The sequence below is a fragment of the Schaalia cardiffensis genome (assembly GCF_016405145.1).
GTDB lineage: Bacteria > Actinomycetota > Actinomycetes > Actinomycetales > Actinomycetaceae > Pauljensenia > Pauljensenia cardiffensis.
In genome coordinates, this window is sequence record NZ_JAEKIA010000013.1 from 46,212 (window position 1) to 63,318 (window position 17,107).

Sequence of the window (17,107 nt, forward strand, 5' to 3'; positions counted from 1 at the left end):
GCGTTGTCTGCGCTTGATGGTTACCAGAGGATTGGAGGATCCGCACGGCGCTGCAGCGCCGCCGCGCTGGGTCATCATCGGAGCGTCGCATTATCGAAGCGTTTGATCAGCATCGGCGGATCGAATCCCCGCCCAGGTCTTGCTCTATCGTCGCCGCGTTGTGTTGCCAGAGCATCAGTCCCTCTACGATTCCTTGAAGAAGCGACGAAACACGACCCGTGCAAGCAAGCAGCTGCGTTCTCAGTGTGTGGCGCGTCGGCGAAGAAGCGCCAAGCGGGAGGCGCCTGGGGCGCCTCCCGGCCGCGTCCTCGTCACTCGTGGTAGACGAGCTCAGGGAACCACAAAGCGATCTCACGCTCCGCGGAAGTCGGAGAATCCGATCCGTGGACCACGTTCTCCACGTACTTCGAACCCCAGTCACGTCCCAAGTCGCCGCGGATCGTTCCAGGTGCCGCGAGCGTCGGATTCGTCGTCCCCATGAGGACGCGAACGCCCTCGATCACCCGGTCACCCTCGACGACGACCGCCACAAGGGGACCCGAGCTCATGAACTCGAGCAGGCCGGGGAAGAAGTGCTGATCGCGGTGCTCCGCGTAGTGCTCCTCAAGCAATTCTTTCGAGGCCCGCTTGATCTTCAAGCCCTTGAGCACGTAGCCCTTCGCCTCGATGCGGCGCAGGACCTCGCCGGTGAGGCCCCGGGCGAAACCATCGGGCTTAACGAGGACGAGAGTGTGCTCCTTGTTCGGGTCGAGCAGTTCAGGAGTCGGCATCGGCCCACCTTTCAGTTGTCGTTTCAATGAGCATCATCAGATGCTCGGCTTCGAGCGCGAATCATTCTGGCAGATAAACGCGGTCGGGCGTAGGGGATTCCGGATGCTCTCACAGCGCTGTTCCTCGCTGTGAATCGGCTGAGGATCATCGGCCTGGGCCACTCGAGGAGAACGCTGTGAGCATTGAGGCTTAAGCCGGAGGAGAGGCCGACGCAGCAAGCCGAACTCCCAGCCGAAGTCCAGCACAACACCTCAGCTCCGGGCTGTCTGAGAATCCCGCTTTCAGCATTGAGCCTCAAGTCAAGCAAGAGGCCGAGCCCAGAGGCTGCCCGAGGAACACCCCGGGCAGCCATCGGCTTCACTCGACCTTCTCGATCGCCTTCACAACAGCGTCCAAGGCCTGAGCCGCTTCCGGGCCCGAAGCTGAAAGCTCAACCCTTTGCCCCTGAGTGACTCCGAGCGCCATGAGTTCAAGAACCGATGCAGCATCCGCACCGTTCAAAGTCACCTCAGCGTCGAAAGAGCCTGCGACCCGAGCGACGAGCGCCGCCGGGCGAGCGTGCAGCCCCACCGGGTCAGCGACAAGAGCACTCGCCGTCATCGGCTCATCATCCCGGATAGGCGGTTCGGGGCGAAGATCGAAATCCTCGGCCTCCTCCGCCGCCAATTTGCAGACGTTTCGGGCCGCCGCCACGACATTGCCAAGGGAATCGCCGAGCTGTGCCTTCACGGAAGCCGCGACCGTCGCCTCCACCACGGGGGCATCAACGAAGACGATGTGCTCCGGGTCGTCGGCGAAATCGAGCACAGCCTCGACTGTCATCAGCGCGGACCCAAGATCAGCCAGGACGACGACGCCCGAGCCCGCTTCGGTTCCCACAGCCTCCAGCGCCGAGTTCACAGCCGCTTCGATCTTGTCGTAGGAAGTGCCGATCCCCCCGTCCTCGGTGCCGCCCGCCGCCTTGAAGACGACGTCCGGCGCCATTTGTTCGGCGAGTTCAACGATTCCCCTGGCCAGAAGATCCGAATGCGAAGCAATGACGAAAGCGACCCTGGTCATCATGCCCTCTTCGCAGCTTCGAGAGCCTTGGCCAAAATGATCGACGAGGACATCGCGCCCGGATCGAGGTGCCCGATGGAGCGCTCACCCAAGTAGGAGGCGCGCCCCTTCGTTGCTTTCATCGGTTCGGTCGCGGCTGCGCCCTCGGCGGCGGCAGCAGCTGCGGCCTCGAGGACCGCGATCTCGTCCGCCCCCTCGGATGCGGCCTTCGCGGCAGCATCGGATGCGGGGCCCCAGGCATCGACCATGGTCTTCTCCCCGCGTTCGGCCTTGCCGCGGGCCTGAATCCCTTCGAGCGCTGCCGAGATCAGCGCTGCCACGCCCTCGGCCTTGACGGGTTCGAGGGCGCAGGCCTTCGCGGCGCGCAGGAACGCAGTGCCATACAGGGGCCCCGCCGCTCCTCCAACCGTGGACATGAGGGTCTTCGCGACGACTTTCAAAACGTCTTGGACGCTCCCGCAGGGCCTCTCCTCGAGGACCGAGACGACCTGGGAGAAGCCGCGGTCGAGGTTCTCACCGTGGTCGCCGTCGCCGATCTGGCGGTCCAGATCAATGAGGTACTCGCGGTTGGCGGCAACGGCTTCACGGGTGAGCAGCATCCACCGGGTCGCCCATGCGACGTCGAGAGTCATTGTGCGTTCCTCACTTCCATGCCGGAGTGAACACCGGCGCGTCGAAAAGCTCGAGCAGTTCATCGTCGACGCGCAGCAGCGTGATGGACACGCCGGGCATCTCCAAACTGGTGACGTAGTTGCCAACGAGGGAGCGAGCAATGCTCACGCCATCCGCTTCGAGGAGTTCAGCGAGGCGACGGTGGCAGATGTACAGCTCCGAGGAGGGAGTGCCGCCCATGCCGTTGACGAGGGTGATGACGCGCTCCCCAGCTTTGAGTTCGAGGTCGTCGCGAACCTTCGTGTAAAGCTCTTCGACGAGGGCGTCGGCGCTTTCCATCTTCCCGCGGCGGTATCCGGGCTCTCCGTGGATGCCGATTCCGAGCTCAATCTCATCATCAGCGAGGTCGAAGGAGGGTTTGCCCGCGTGGGGGACGGTGCAGGGGCCCAGAGCCAGGCCCATGGAGCGCATTTCAGAGTTCGTCTTCTGCGCGACTGCGGTCACGGCGTCCAAGTCGTCACCGCGTTCAGCGGCGGCTCCCGCGAGCTTTTCGACGAAGATCGTGCCTGCGACGCCCCGGCGGCCCGCAGTGTAGAGCGAATCTTCAACGGCCACATCGTCGTTCACGACGATGCTGCGCACCTCGATGTCCTCCATTTCGGCCATTTCGGCGGCGGTCTCGAAGTTGAGGACGTCGCCGGTGTAGTTCTTCACAATGTGCAAGACGCCAGCGCCGTGGTCGGCGGCCTTCGTCGCCTCGAGGATCGGATCGGGGGTCGGTGACGTGAACACCGCTCCGGGGACGGCCGCGTCGAGCATGCCCTCACCGACGAAGCCTGCGTGAAGGGGTTCGTGGCCGGAGCCGCCGCCGGACACGAGTCCGACCTTCCCTTCGACCTTCGGGGTTTTACGGGTCACGAAGTCGGGATCAAGATGGACCTCGACCAGGTCGGCGTGGGCGAGGGCGAAGCCCTCCAGGGTTTCCTTCACGACGTTATGGACGTCGTTGACCAGCTTCTTCATAGTGCCTCCTTGCATCCGGTGAGCGGTCGCCACGACCAATGCTGCCACCTCGATGCACGTTCAACCACCCATTTGGACGAGTGTGCAGACCTTAAGCCTTCTTTCCGGCCAAAGACAGCATATGACCTGCAAGAACAACCGAACCGAAGACAACGACACCCGCCTTGTCCGCAGGGTCACTCGTCGCCTCGGCAAGCTGGGCCGCCAGATCCACCGCATCAGCGAGCGAATCGCGCGCCTGAACCCGTTCCTCGCCGAAAACCTCGGCGGCGATGAGCTGGAGCGTCTCAAGATCGGCCGCCCGCTCCCCCGGCATCTGCGTGACGACGATCGAGTCGAGGTGCGGCTCCATCTCGGACAGCACGGATTCGATCTCCTTATCCGCCATTGCTGAATACACGCCGACAGTGTGCGCAAAGGGGAAGGACTCTTCGAGGGCGCGGGCCAAGGATCTGACTCCGGCCGGATTGTGGGCGGAGTCAGCGATGATCGTCGGTGAATGGCGGACGACCTGGAGGCGCCCGGGCGAAGTTGCCGTCATCATGCCGTTCTCCACGATTCGCCCGTCAAGCTCACGGCCTCCCATGAACGCTTCGACTCCGACGAGGGCGCAAGCGGCGTTGTGGGCCTGGTGCTCGCCGAAAAGCGGAAGGAAGACGTCTTCGTATACGGCTGCAGGGGTACGGACGCTCACAAGTTGCCCGCCGACGCCCATCTGGCGTCCCAGCACCTCGAAGTCCCGTCCCTCCAGGCGCACGACGGCATCGACCTCGCGGGCGCGTTCGAGGAGAATATCGAGGGCCTCTTCGGGCTGTTCGGCGATGACGACGATCTGTCCGGGTTTGATGATGCCCGCCTTCTCGCGCGCAATATCAGCAATCTCGGAGCCCAACCATGTGGTGTGGTCACGGTCGATCGGCATGATGACACTCACCCCCGCATCAAGAGTGTTCGTCGCATCCCACAGGCCACCCATTCCGACTTCCACGACGGCCGCGTCGATGGGATAGTCGGCGAAGGCCGCGAAAGCCATGACGGTGAAGACTTCGAAGAAGGACAGGCGAGGCCCTCCTTCGGTGGTGGAACGTTCATCGACCATGTCGATATAGGGGGCGACGTCCTCCCAGGCGGCGATGAAGCCCTCCTTGGAGATAGGGGCGCCCTCAAGGCTGATGCGCTCGCGGGCGTCGAGCAGGTGCGGGGAGGTGAACCTGCCGGTCTTCATGCCGAAGGCCGTGAGCAGCGCGTCAATGATCCGGGCTGTGGAGGTCTTGCCATTGGTCCCCGTGATGTGAATGGCCGGGTAGGAGCTCTGAGGGTCGCCGAGAATGTCGAGGACTGCTTTCACCCGCTGCGTGGAGGGCTGGACATTATGCTCGGGCGCGCGCGAGACGATCGACTGGTAGATCTCCTCGACTCTCGTGTCGAGCGCAAGCTGTGCATCAGCCTCATCGAGGGCTCGCTCATGCTCGAGCTTGGCCTGTTCGGCCTTCGCCTGCGCGGCGTCTTCGAGGAAGTCCTCATCGACCTCGCCCTCGATTTCGGCGAGAATGGAGGGGTCGGGGCCGAGCAGCAGGGAGGATTCGACGAGGGCGCGAAGGGCTGCAGCGCGCTCGTCCTCCTCCTCGGATGCGTCGGCGTTGGTGACGTCGGTGAGGGCGAGTTCGTCGGGGGCATCGGCCTGCTCGAGGTACGGGAGGAGATCCGCGGGGATGGTGCCGGGCTGGTGCTCGTGGTACTCGTCGTGCTGGTGCTGCTCGCGGCGCTCGTGAGCATTCATCTCATTGCTCTGCTGCAGGTCCTCACCCTTCTTGCTCTGCTGCTGCTCGTCACCGAAAAATGCGGGGTGCTCGTTTGCCATTCATTCCTCCCGGGCTCCTTCCCGGGGTCCCGGGACGCGAAAGCCGATTCTATCCCCGCACGCTGCGCCAAGGCTCACCGCCCGGGTGCATGGGCGCCTTCTGGGCACAAGTCGGACCCTCACGGCCCTTCTCTCCCACGGCCAAGCGCATTTGCCCAGGTCGCAAGTCGGGGTTCACCCCACTCTCCCCCTCTTCGTCCGACTTGTGCCCACCAAAGGACCAAGCGCTCACCCTCAAAGCGGAATAGTGCCCCTAATTCGTCCAACTTCACCAACAAAAACCAGCCAACTTCACCAATAGAAACCAGCCAACTTACCCAATGAACACGGGCTTTTCATTGCAATCACAATGAATCTGCCCTACCTCAGACCCACGGTTGGGACTGATCTTCCGCGCATTGCCGATGACATCCTCGCGAAGGCTCTCGCAAGCAGCGGTGCCGTCCAGATCCGAAGTGCAGAATGCTGAAATGTGAGAGCCAAGGCAACCCTCAGAATCAATGATCCGAAGTGACGCTACATTCACACAGCCCGGCGTGAACGTACATCCACACCTATGAGATGTGACAATACGTTTACATCAAACGAATGTTGACGTACCATCACATCATGCAGTTCCGACGAATCATGGGTCCCCAAGGCCTTGGAGCAGCAATCCGCGAGGAGCGCCTCGATCAGGGGCTCACTCAGGCCCAGCTGGCCTCGAAAGCGCGGGTCTCTCGAGAGTGGCTGTCCGGCGTTGAGCGCGGCGAACGCGCTGGCGCTGAATTGTCAAAGATTTTCCAGGTCCTCAGCTCCCTCGACATAGATCTATCCCTCTCCCCATGCTCATCCCGCGAACCATCAAGTCCACGATCCGAGAATCCGAGCATTCCCCCTCCGCTACACACTCCGAACTCAACGAGGTTGACAACGAATGAGGCGACCCGCAAAGCCCTGAAAGAGATGGGGTATACAGGCGCGAGTACCCACGGCATATCACAGAACGCTCCAAGCTTCCCAAATCCTCAGATGCGCTCTGCCTTCCTAGAGGCAGCAAAGATCATTGGTCGCCTATCAGTCGCCGCTTCAACAACAACCTCAACTCCTTATTCTCTCGCTGCAACTGAAGCAATTCAGAAGCTCATGCAAGAAATTGAAGGCCAACGGAAACCAAAATGAAGCGCCTGAACATGATGATGAACGGCCATTCCGTCGGCCACCTGGATCAGGACGATCACGGAAAGACAACCTTGACCGCTCCCCCCACCGAGGACGCACCACGCCTATCATTGGCGTTCGCGCCATCTAGTCGCCCGGTTTCTCATCGACTCACTCGCGCCTACATTGAAGGTCTATTACCTGAGAACGAGATAGTCCGTAGAGCTACAGCAGAGCGGACCGGGGCAAATGCAAACAACCTTTTCTCACTGTTAGAGAAGATTGGCAGGGATTGCCCGGGGGCGGTGCAGTTCTTCCCAGAAGATGTTGAAGCCTCCGAACTCGAGGGGCCCCTGAAGCCGATAGATGAAGAACAGATCGGTCGCCGACTGAAAGGGGCTTCATCAGCTTCCGGGATCCCCTGGATAGTGACTGGAGAGCATTGGTCGCTTGGCGGCCTGCAGGCAAAATTTGCCCTGCGCTATGAAAATGGTCACTGGTTCGAGGCCTGCGGATCACAAGCTACGACTCACATTTTTAAACCCGGAATCACCGAATTACGATCACAAGCTTTAATCGAGCACCTAACTATGAGGGCACTCTCCCTGACCGGTCAAGCCCTAACCGGAACAATGCCTTTTCCAGAGATCGCCGAATCGAGCTTCACAGTCTTCGACCGGACACCGGCTATCGTCGTCACCCGTTACGACCGTTTTAGGGATGAAACTGGCCATCTATACAGGATCCATCAGGAAGACTTCTGTCAGTCAACTTCAACATTACCTCGTGACAAGTATCGTGTGACGGCAGCGGATGTCGTCTCAGTTCTGCGTAAGACAGGGACGTCGCAGGACCAGATCGATCTATTTGCAAGAGGTGTACTGCTCAACTGGATCGTGGCCGCACCCGACGGGCATGCGAAGAACTTCTCCGCGATTCTCACATCGGATTCCCCGGTACTCGCGCCGTTGTATGACGTAGCTACAGGTCTCGGGCAGAGCACCACGTACGACAGCCTTGCAATGGGGATCGGGGGAAAGACTCAGATGCCCCAAGTCCATAGCACACATATCCTGCGCTTCGCCGACGCTTTGAAAGTTGACGGAGATTCATTACTGGGATTCGCAACAGCATCTGCTCGTATCATCCCGATGGCGTTCAAAGAAGCCATCGACGAGGTTCTGCACTCCTTGAGTGCTGAAACCACAGAGCACATCCAACGAGTCGAGGCCGAACTCGCCAAGCACTGTCAGTCGGTCTTGCGACAGCTTGACTGATTCGCTCCATCTCATCAGAGAATCGTTGCGCAGGAGAACATCGCCGATTCCAAGACAGGTAGCGACCGCACCCTAAATTGGGAGTCAAAATCTGAAGACCATACCGCACTAATGCTCACGACTACTGTTGACGACTTCGTTAGTTGACTGGACACAGAAAGGACGAACAGCGTCGCCAGCCAAGCCCCAGGAATCCGACCCAAAGTCGCCTTCAAGAACATGGCACCCAGGTACCACAATTGGACCTACCATCCTGCCTTCTACGCATTGCGAGACGATCCACCACACACATCGCTAACCCTACGCTCCAACAAGAAGAATATCCAACCAAAAAGACTCTTTCGCAAAAAATAAGAAGAGTTGATCGCAGACAACAGAACATCTGAGAATTCCTTAGCCCAATGCGAATCACCCGCTTCTGCAATCTCACGATCACCCCCAAAAAGGTCATAATCCTCTAACCAAACCCCTTTTAGTAGATTATCTCTGCCTTTCTCCCTCAAGTACTGAAAATAGGGTGTTGCCTCAACCAATCTCCGCCCCAGCTCCGCCCGCGAGCCAAAAAGAATCGGATCATCAACACCCCACGTCATCGAGCAACTATTCTGATAGCCCACTAACGCATAATAGAGACCATACAAAGAATCGAGAGCCTCCTCTTTACGCCTATTTGCATCAATTCTTAAGGAAACACAGGCGGAGACAACAGAACCAAGGAACCCTCCAACAAGAGCGGACAACAAAGCAGACAAAACACCGGGAACAAACAAGTCTAACATCTATCTCAATTCCCTAAACAAACGTTTCTACAAATATATTCCAGTCACTTTAAGGCGAGACCCTGCAAGCATCTAAACCACGGCAACATCTGTAGATCCATACAAATTCTTCACACACCATTTTGTCTCATATCAATTCTCAGCACAGGTCGCGAGTATAAACAAGCACAGGGGAACAGGCTATAACCGAAAGGCAGACCGATCTAACTGATATGTCGGCTTGTTGATTATAAGGCTCAGAGCTTCAACGAACGCACCCGACCTGTTCCCAAGCCTCAGGGAATACCCCTTACCTCAGATGGGGATGGAGCGGCCCTGAGCAGCGTTCAAAGCGGGAGCAGCACGCAAAGCGGGGGGCCAGGGTGTTGATCCACCCCGGCCCCCGCCGGATCATGCGCGCTCAACTCAGCGCTTCGCGACGCTCACGCTTAGTTTCTCGCCTGCCTCGACCGACACCGAGAGGGCCAGGGTTTCGTGGGCAATCATCTCGCGATGCGTCTCAACCGCGCCGACTCGCTCCGCAGGCACAGTGAGCGTAAGGTCAATGCGGTCGGCGACATGCAGGCCCGCGTTCTTACGCTCATCTTGGATGGCACGGATGACATCGCGCGCATACCCCTCGGCCTCGAGCTCGGGCGTGAGCTCAGTGTCGAGCACGACGAAAGTGCCATTCGCCAAAACGTCCGCGACTTGTCCTTCGTCGGCGTTCACCGAGGTCGTCACACTGAACTGCTCGCCGCTCAAAGAAACAGGTGTGCCCTCGACCATAACGCCGGAAAAGACGCAAGACGCCCCGTCCTCGGACACCTGCCACTCCCCCGCCTTCTGGGCCTTGAAGAGCTGCGACGTGAGCTTGCGGATCTCAGGCGAGAAGGCACGCGGGTTGAGGGACAACTCAGTGGAAACCGACAGGCCAGACTCGGCCGGAGTCAAAAGGCGCACATCCTTGACATTGACCTCGGAAGCAATAAGGCCCGAGAAGGAGGAGAGCGCCTCAGCCTGCTCGGACACGACCCGCAAGCCCTGGAGAGGCTGACGCACGCGCAACTGGTTCGCCTTGCGCAACGCATGGGCAGAAGACACAACATCACGCACCTCGTCCATCGCGGCGACGAGGGCATCGTTGGCCACGGCCTCGGGCAGGATCGGGTAGTCGACCAGGTGCACAGACTCGCCGCCGGTCAAGCCCCTCCAGATCTCCTCGGTCAGCAGGGGCAGCAGCGGCGCGGCGACCTCCATGAGGCGTACCAGAGCCGTGTACAGCGTGTCGAAAGCCGCCTGGTCCTCGTCCCAGAAACGCTGGCGTTGAGTGCGCACGTACCAGTTCGTCAGCACGTCGAGGTAGTCGCGCACCAGCTCGCAGCCCTTCGCGATGTCGTATTCGTCGAGGCTCGCCTTCACGCCGCTCGCGAGGTCTCGCGTATGCGCCAGCAGGTAGCGGTCCATTTCGACGAGGCCGTCAACGACACGTGGGTCACCGAGGTCGAGCAGGCGCCCTTCAATGCCTTCACCTTTGTTCGCGGCTCCCGCGTAGAGGGTGAAGAAGTAGTAGGCGTTCCAGATCGGCAAGAGCACTTGGCGGACGGTGTCGCGAATGCCCGCGTCCGTGACCATGAGGTTGCCGCCGCGAACGACGGGTGAGCTCATGAGGAACCAGCGCATCGCATCGGAGCCGTAGGAGTCGAACACTCCGTTCACGTCCGGGTAGTTGCGCAGCGACTTACTCATCTTGCGCCCATCGTCGCCCAGCACGATGCCGTGCGAGACGACGTTCGTGAACGCCGGACGATCGAAGAGGGCGGTCGCCAAGACGTGCAGGGTGTAGAACCAGCCGCGGGTCTGACCGATGTATTCGACGATGAAGTCGCCCGGGTAGTGCGACTCGAACCATTCGGCGTTCTCGAAGGGGTAGTGGACCTGCGCATAGGGCATTGATCCGGATTCGAACCAGCAGTCGAGAACGTCGGGGATGCGGCGCATCATGGACTTGCCGCTCGGGTCGTCCGGGTTGGGGCGAACGAGTTCGTCGATGAAGGGGCGGTGCAGGTTGTCGACTTTCACTCCGAAGTCGCGTTCGAGTTCGGCGAAGGAGCCGTAGACGTCTTCACGCGGATAGTTCGGGTCGTCCGAACGCCACACGGGGATCGGTGCTCCCCAGAAGCGGTTGCGCGAGATCGACCAGTCGCGCGCGCCTGCGAGCCAGTTGCCGAAGATTCCGTCCTTCGTGTGTTCGGGAACCCAGGTGATTCCCTGGTTGAGTTCCACCATGCGGTCGCGGATCGCGGTGACCTTCACGAACCAGGAGGACACGGCCTTGTAGATCAGGGGCTTGCGGCAGCGCCAGCAGTGCGGGTAGGAGTGCACGTAGGACTTCTGCTGGACGAGGACGGCGCGCCGCTCCTCAGGGATACGAGCCATCGGGCCCGAGCCGTCGCGAAGGTCCACGATGATCGGCTTGTTCGCTTCGAAGACTTGCAGGCTCTCGTAGTCGGTGACTTCAGAGGTGAAGCATCCGCCCTCGTCGACGGGGATGACGGGCTTGATGCCGACCTCCATGCACACGAACATGTCGTCCTCGCCGAAGGCGGGGGCGATGTGCACGAGGCCGGTGCCGTCCTCAGTGGACACGTAGTCGCCGGGGATGATGCTCCAGCCGTTCGGACCGGGGGCTGCGCCTTCGGAGCGGTGTTCGGCGTTGTCGTAGTAGTCGAAGATCGGGTGGTAGCTGCGACCCGCCAGGTCTGAACCCTTCAGGCGTGCGACGATTTCGGGGTTTTCTCCAAGTTCTTTCGCGTAGGCGCCCAGGCGGGCTTCAGCGAGGATGACGCGCTGACCGGCGAGGGGCGATTCGAGGTCGTCTGCGACGCGCACGACCGCGTAGTCGATTGTTGGGCCGACGGCAACGGCCAGGTTCGAGGGGAGCGTCCAGGGCGTGGTCGTCCAGATGAGCACCAGTTCGCTGTCTTCTGCGCCTTCGAGGATCGGTTCGGTCAGGCGCATGCCGACGGTGACGGTGTTGTCCTGACGATCCTGGTAGACCTCGTCGTCCATTTTGAGTTCGTGGTTGCTCAGCGGCGTGCGGTCGTGCCAGCAGTATGGCAGGACGCGGTAGCCCTCGTAGGCGAGTTCCTTGTCGTAGAGGGTCTTGAACGCCCAGATGACCGACTCCATGTATTCGGGGTCGAGGGTCTTGTAGTCGTTCTTGAAGTCGACCCAGCGGGCCTGACGGGTGACGTAGTCCTCCCACTCGTCGGTGTAGCGCAGGACGGAGCTGTGGCAGGCCTCGTTGAAGGCGCCGATGCCGAGGCCGCCTTCGCGGGTGATTTCTGTGACGTCTTCGATGCCGAGGATGCGCTGCGCTTCGAGTTCGGCGGGCAGGCCGTGGGTGTCCCAGCCGAAGCGGCGTTCGACACGGTGGCCGAGCATGGTCTGGTAGCGGCCGACGGTGTCTTTCACGTAGCCGGTGAGGAGGTGTCCGTAGTGCGGGAGGCCGTTGGCGAAGGGCGGGCCGTCGTAGAAGACGAATTCGTTTTGTCCGCCTTCGCCCGCTGGACGATTGTCAATGGACTTTTGGAAGGTGTCGTTGGTGGCCCAAAAGGCCAGTGTTTCGCCTTCCATCTGTGGGAAGGACGGGTTCGCGTCCACTTCGGTGTCGCGGTGGCGCGGGTAGTAGCCGTGCTTCGTCATGGTGTCCTCGTCTGTTCGTTGCACAGGGACGAGGACCGGCGACGCCGGCACCCGCGGTACCACCCCGCTTGCCTCTCCTTCGATTGTCGAGGGCGAGGCCGCTTGATTCTCAGCTGTGACGGGCTGACCCGTTCGGTTCTAATGGGGCGCGCGAGCGCGCCTGTTCTTCCGAAGACTCCCCGGTGATATCCCCGTGCCTCCTCGTGGGCGACATGGGGCCGGTTCAGCGTCGGGCTCGAGTCTAACTGAGAGAAGCGCGTGGACGCGCATCCGCTCACGTGGGTTGGGCCTCAGTGGCGGGGTGCTCCCAGGCGTTGAGGTGCGGAGTCTTTGTGACGAGGGCGGGGTTCCGAAGACGAGGGCCGGAGTCCCAAGGACGAGGTGGGAGGCACGAGGACGAGGTCGGGGCGTTCATGGCGCGGCTGGTGGGTATCTCCTCGGCGGTGCCGGAAGCGTGGGGGTCCTCGGTGAGGGGCAAAGGAGACACCCCCTGATGCGAGATGAAGTGATGAGTTGGCGACTGCATGCACACTTCTCAGCTCCTAGACGCGACGCCCTTAGGTAGGCGGAGGGCGCCTTCGAGAGCCGCCCGATCCATTCTGGCCCTCGGATCATTCAAGGAGAGCCACGCGCTTTCGCAGTGGAATGCTTGCAGAGTCTGAGGGGTGAGGGTGTAAGTGCGGAGGGCCTTTTGTACAACACTCATTCCTTTGAGGTAGCGAAGCCCGGCGTAGTTGCGGGGAGCTCCCACACTGGTGAGTCCGAAGCTGTACCAGCGCACGTTTTCTTGGTCCGCGAGCGCCAAGAGCGCGTGTCTTAGATCGCGGACGCCGGGGAGTGCGAAGCGGCCGCTCGCCTTGTCACCGGTAGTGCCCCACATGGCAAGGACGTCGAGGCATCCTTCGTCAAGAAGCACGGATTCGAGGACCGCCGGAATCAAGTGCATGTTGACTGTGTGCTGCGCCTCGTAGAAGGCGAAATCCGCAAGTGCATCGGCGATAGCGAGCCCTCCCTTGTTGATGATTCCCCTGAAGGGGCCCATCGTCAGGAAGAGGACGCGCGTGAAGGGGTGTTTTCCCGGTGTGGTGAGCGGATTGGCCGCGAGAGCCCGAATATCCCGGGTGGTCGCATCATCGATCAGCCTTCCCGCCCGGGCGTTCGCCGCTGTGTTCGGGTTCATTCCGAGCACGACAAGGGTCCTGGGCTTCTCCTCCGCCTCACCCAGGGGAACTCTCTCCCCCACAGCACTTGCCTCCCCCATGTCCCCCTCGGGAGTCCTCGCCTCGGCGGTCCTCTTTTCACTGGCTTGGGACAACCGAGAGGTGGCGGGGGCGGAGTAAAGGTAGCGAAAGCCTAAGGGAACTTTGAGACTCGGCGCCGATTCGATGCTGATGGAAGCCCGTGGCTGTGCGAGGGCAATGGGGAGCAGCTCCTCGATCCTTCCACTCAAGGTGAGATCCACTCCGTCGCCATAATCCCTGGCAAGGGTGAGTTCCAAGGGCTCTCTCCGTCTTCTGTCCATTCTTCTCACTCTCAGCGTATTCACGGACTGCCCCACTTTCTCAAACTCGAACGCTTCGTTCCGTAAGGCCTTCGCCTTCAGAGTGGACGGCCCAGCGTGAAAATGAGAGCATCACCAAGCTCTGGCACTTGCACAGGCTCAGAGTCGGCAAGACAACAAAACCCCTGAGCCCTCGGAGCACCTTTGCAGCTCATACCCCTTTTCGTTGTCGCGGCCACGCGCAAGAATCTGCTTTTCGTCGTCATTGCGCCATTCACACGAGTTCAGAGCGAACAGCTGGGAGGAGTAGCTCCGTCCTCGTCAATGTCAACGGGGCCGCAGGGGCCGATCGCTTCGAAGCGGAACGCTCGCGCGGGAATGATGAGTCCGCGCCGCTTTGCGACAATGAGCAGGAAGACGCCAAGCCCCGCGCAGAAGAACACAGCGCTGATGGCCCCTTCGAAGCCCATCTCCCCGCCTGTGAGCCACCAGGGGCCTTCAATGCGTGCGGATAGGAGTCCAGTGTTCTCCAGGCCGTTACCTGACACATCGGAGGAGAAGATTCCACCTTGGACGAAGTTCCACGAAGCATGCAGGCCGATGACCATCCAAAGTCGGCGGGTGACGATGTAGCTAGCTCCCAGGAGGACTCCTGCTTCGAGGGCGATCGCGAGGCCTCCCCACCACTCGGCTTGGGGGTTCATGAGATGGGCGGCGCCAAAGAGTGCGGAGGTGAGTCCCAGAGCCCACCAGGAACCGAGTCTGTGCTCAATGAGGCGGAGGAGGCCTGCACGGAAGATGATCTCTTCAGTGACACTGGCGACAAGGGAGTCAGCTGCGGCCGTCCCGACGAGAGCGTTCGGGTTGATTCCTTCTACTCGGTAGGCTCCGGCGAGCCATGCGGAGGCGACGACTGCGCTCATGAGGAGGGCTCCGAGGACGAGTCCAGCGAGGAGTTCTTTCCACCAGTTGAGACGCTCGAAGTCCGAGGCGGGGCGCCTGCCGATCACTCGAAGGGCGAGGAGGTACACGCCGACGGCCAGTGCCATGGTGACAAGGGCTCGGATGATGAAAACGGTCGTCGCTGTGAAAGAGATAGCGAGGGCTTCGCTGATCGTTGTTGTGACGATCTGTGCTGCCACCATCCCGAAGAAGAGGACGAGTCCTTGGAGGATCGGCATTCTTCCCGTCGAGGGTAGTGCCGTGAGAGCCTTTGGCCCTGGAGCTGGGATGAGTGGGGCGCCCTCATCGGCGCGCTCGGGCGGAGTCCAGATCGTCATCCTCCCAGTGTCGCAAAGGAGCACCATGACCTGCACTTTCTCTCGCAGTACCATTCTCAAATTCGCAGCCCTGCCCTCAGATTCGCAGCCCTGCCCTCAGGTTCGCAGCACCGTCCTCGTCATGATGAGAAGCGCTGGATCCTGCATTCTCTGCACTGCAGGCGAGACCAGCTGTTGTCCTTGCAAGGGCTCCTCCGCCACGCTGCTCTCCCCCCCACACGCAGCTGTTCTCCCCCACACGCAGCGTGCCCCTACAGATACAGACAGCTTTCCCAATCAAGGAACAACGACGAAGGATCCCTCCCGTTTCGACTGCGGAACGCCCTCACCCGACACCCCTATCCATTATTCGGACAGAGCTGTGTGCAGGTCATCACCTCCATTACTCTCGCCCTCATGATGACTTGCAGCACCCGCAACTGGTGGTGGCTCTCCTAAGGGGCGAGCCGCAGTTAGTCATACCCATTGAGCTCGCCCTTCTGGCGGGCTTTTTCATTGTCCGGGCCCGCCTGAGCACTCGACCTCGTACCTCAGGAGTAAACCCATGACCGCAACCCACACCACCGCCGAACGCGAAGCCTCCACCCCCGCTGGAGCCGCCCCAACCGCGAACCGTGTCCCCACCGGGCACATTGACGGCCTTCCTGCCCCCGCCCCGCGTGACACGATCCTTCCCGCCTATTTCGGCCGCTTCGGCGGACAGGAAGTCCCCGACTTCCTCCTGCCCGCCCTCGACGAACTCGAAGCCGCATACGTCGAGGCGATGGCGGACCCCGAGTTCCATGCGGAACTCGACCGTCTCCGCCGCACCTACCTGGGCCGCGAGACCCCAATCTACGAGTGCATGAATCTGCCGGTAGAGGGTGGTGCTCGAATCATCCTCAAGCGCGAAGATCTCGCCCACGGGGGCGCTCACAAAGGCAATAACGTGCTCGGACAAGCACTTTTAGCCAAGCGCATGGGCAAAAAACGTCTCATCGCGGAAACCGGGGCAGGCCAGCATGGGACGGCCACTGCGATGGTCGCGGCCCTCATGGGCATGGAATGCACAATCTACATGGGCGCCCACGACGTTGAACGCCAACAGCCGAATGTCGCGCGAATGAAGCTCATGGGCGCGAGTGTCGTCCCGGTGACTCGTGGCAGCGCCGGTTTGAAGGACGCGATTGACGTTGCCCTCGAAGAATGGAGCACTCGCCTGGAGGACACCTTCTACCTCCTCGGCTCTGCAACCGGCCCCCATCCCTTCCCCTCGATCGTCCGTCAGTTCCAATCCGTGATTTCCGAGGAGTCGCGCACCCAGTTCCTCTCCGAGTTCGGTCGTCTGCCCGATGCGGTGATCGCAGCGGTCGGCGGAGGTTCCAACGCCATCGGCGCCTTCGCCCACTACCTTGAGGATGAGGGGGTCGAGCTCATCGGTGTTGAGCCCGCAGGCAAGGGCCTGGATTCAGGAGAGCACGGGGCGCCGATCTGCGCGGGTCGTGTGGGTTCCCTGCACGGCATGCGTTCCTTCGTCATGATGGATGACGAGGGCGATCTGCTCCCCTCTCACTCCATCTCTGCGGGCCTTGACTATCCTTCGGTCGGCCCCGAGCATGCGATGCTCGCTGAGACGGGACGCGTGCGCTACGTGGGGATCACCGACGAAGAGGCTCTCGACGCTTTCAAGGCCTTGTCTCGTTTCGAGGGGATCATCCCGGCGATGGAGTCCTCGCATGCGATTGCGCAGGCCTTGAAGATGGCTCGAGAACTCGCTGCTTCCCAGGAGTCGGGCGAGGATGTGCCGCTTCTGCTGGTGAATCTTTCGGGCCGTGGGGATAAAGACATGGAGCAGGTCGCAGACAAACTCTGAGTCCTGCGAGCGCCCCGAAGAGTTTTGCCCCAAAGGGAATACCCCGGCTTCTTCTCACCCACGAGGACGACCCAAGGTTTCTTCCCACTTACGAGGGACGTCTCGAGTTGGGGATACCGGCAAGGAAGTGTGGCATCGACCCGGACTTTTCGTTGATCTGACCGCGTAAAGTCGCGTTCCCCATAGGGGTGGGGCCTATATGAGCGGGTGAGTGTTGACAAGCGCCCCAAGTGCCCGATCTGCCGAGCGCCGATGAACGCGAACG

12 protein-coding genes and 1 pseudogene are annotated in these 17,107 nt (G+C 61.0%); 3 read left to right on the forward strand and 10 right to left on the reverse strand.

Going from position 1 to position 17,107, the window contains the following annotated elements; translation table 11 throughout:
• Positions 1–311: 311 nt before the first annotated feature.
• The 5 genes from ndk to JFX23_RS07960 all read right to left on the reverse strand — a co-directional run bounded on the left by ndk (position 312) and on the right by JFX23_RS07960 (position 5,245).
• Positions 312–770 carry a nucleoside-diphosphate kinase gene (gene ndk, locus JFX23_RS07940; protein WP_005961519.1) on the reverse strand — a complete coding sequence of 153 codons (459 nt, stop codon included), beginning with the start codon at positions 768–770 and terminating at the stop codon, positions 312–314.
• 358 nt (positions 771–1,128) lie between these two features.
• Positions 1,129–1,833, reverse strand: coding sequence for a dihydroxyacetone kinase phosphoryl donor subunit DhaM (dhaM, locus tag JFX23_RS07945; RefSeq protein ID WP_198776441.1), 705 nt, complete (start codon positions 1,831–1,833; stop codon positions 1,129–1,131).
• On the reverse strand, positions 1,830–2,462 hold the full coding sequence (gene dhaL, locus JFX23_RS07950; RefSeq protein WP_198776442.1) for a dihydroxyacetone kinase subunit DhaL: 633 nt from the start codon (positions 2,460–2,462) through the stop codon (positions 1,830–1,832). The genes dhaM and dhaL overlap by 4 nt, the downstream gene beginning before the upstream one ends.
• 10 nt (positions 2,463–2,472) lie before the next feature.
• A complete protein-coding gene (gene dhaK, locus JFX23_RS07955; protein WP_198776443.1) occupies positions 2,473–3,465 on the reverse strand; it encodes a dihydroxyacetone kinase subunit DhaK in 993 nt (330 codons plus the stop codon).
• A gap of 91 nt (positions 3,466–3,556) precedes the next feature.
• The gene (locus tag JFX23_RS07960) at positions 3,557–5,245 is read right to left on the reverse strand and encodes a bifunctional folylpolyglutamate synthase/dihydrofolate synthase (protein WP_198776454.1); all 1,689 of its coding nucleotides are present in this window, start codon (positions 5,243–5,245) and stop codon (positions 3,557–3,559) included.
• 708 nt (positions 5,246–5,953) lie between these two features.
• On the opposite strand from JFX23_RS07960, the pseudogene JFX23_RS09650 reads away from it, so the two are divergent.
• Together JFX23_RS09650 and JFX23_RS07970 are read left to right on the forward strand one after the other, a co-directional pair.
• Positions 5,954–6,124, forward strand: a pseudogene (locus tag JFX23_RS09650) (helix-turn-helix domain-containing protein); the annotation flags it as partial.
• 359 nt (positions 6,125–6,483) lie between these two features.
• The gene (locus JFX23_RS07970) at positions 6,484–7,743 is read left to right on the forward strand and encodes a HipA domain-containing protein (protein ID WP_198776445.1); all 1,260 of its coding nucleotides are present in this window, start codon (positions 6,484–6,486) and stop codon (positions 7,741–7,743) included.
• A gap of 260 nt (positions 7,744–8,003) precedes the next feature.
• Here the strand turns inward: JFX23_RS07970 and JFX23_RS07975 are convergent, their stop codons facing one another.
• The 5 genes from JFX23_RS07975 to JFX23_RS07995 all read right to left on the reverse strand — a co-directional run bounded on the left by JFX23_RS07975 (position 8,004) and on the right by JFX23_RS07995 (position 14,990).
• On the reverse strand, positions 8,004–8,522 hold the full coding sequence (locus tag JFX23_RS07975; protein ID WP_198776446.1) for a hypothetical protein: 519 nt from the start codon (positions 8,520–8,522) through the stop codon (positions 8,004–8,006).
• Positions 8,523–8,927: 405 nt separating this feature from the next.
• Positions 8,928–12,209, reverse strand: a complete 3,282-nt coding sequence (ileS, locus tag JFX23_RS07980; protein WP_198776447.1) for an isoleucine--tRNA ligase — start codon at positions 12,207–12,209, stop codon at positions 8,928–8,930.
• Between the two features lie 274 nt (positions 12,210–12,483).
• On the reverse strand, positions 12,484–12,735 hold the full coding sequence (locus JFX23_RS07985) for a hypothetical protein (protein WP_198776448.1): 252 nt from the start codon (positions 12,733–12,735) through the stop codon (positions 12,484–12,486).
• Positions 12,736–12,744: 9 nt separating this feature from the next.
• On the reverse strand, positions 12,745–13,731 hold the full coding sequence (locus JFX23_RS07990; protein ID WP_198776449.1) for a hypothetical protein: 987 nt from the start codon (positions 13,729–13,731) through the stop codon (positions 12,745–12,747).
• 263 nt (positions 13,732–13,994) lie between these two features.
• Complete coding sequence (locus tag JFX23_RS07995; protein ID WP_233050694.1) at positions 13,995–14,990, reverse strand: CPBP family intramembrane glutamic endopeptidase; 996 nt, start codon at positions 14,988–14,990, stop codon at positions 13,995–13,997.
• A 544-nt stretch (positions 14,991–15,534) separates the two neighbouring features.
• On the opposite strand from JFX23_RS07995, the gene trpB reads away from it, so the two are divergent.
• On the forward strand, positions 15,535–16,842 hold the full coding sequence (trpB, locus tag JFX23_RS08000) for a tryptophan synthase subunit beta (protein ID WP_198776450.1): 1,308 nt from the start codon (positions 15,535–15,537) through the stop codon (positions 16,840–16,842).
• The last annotated feature ends 265 nt before the right edge of the window (positions 16,843–17,107 follow it).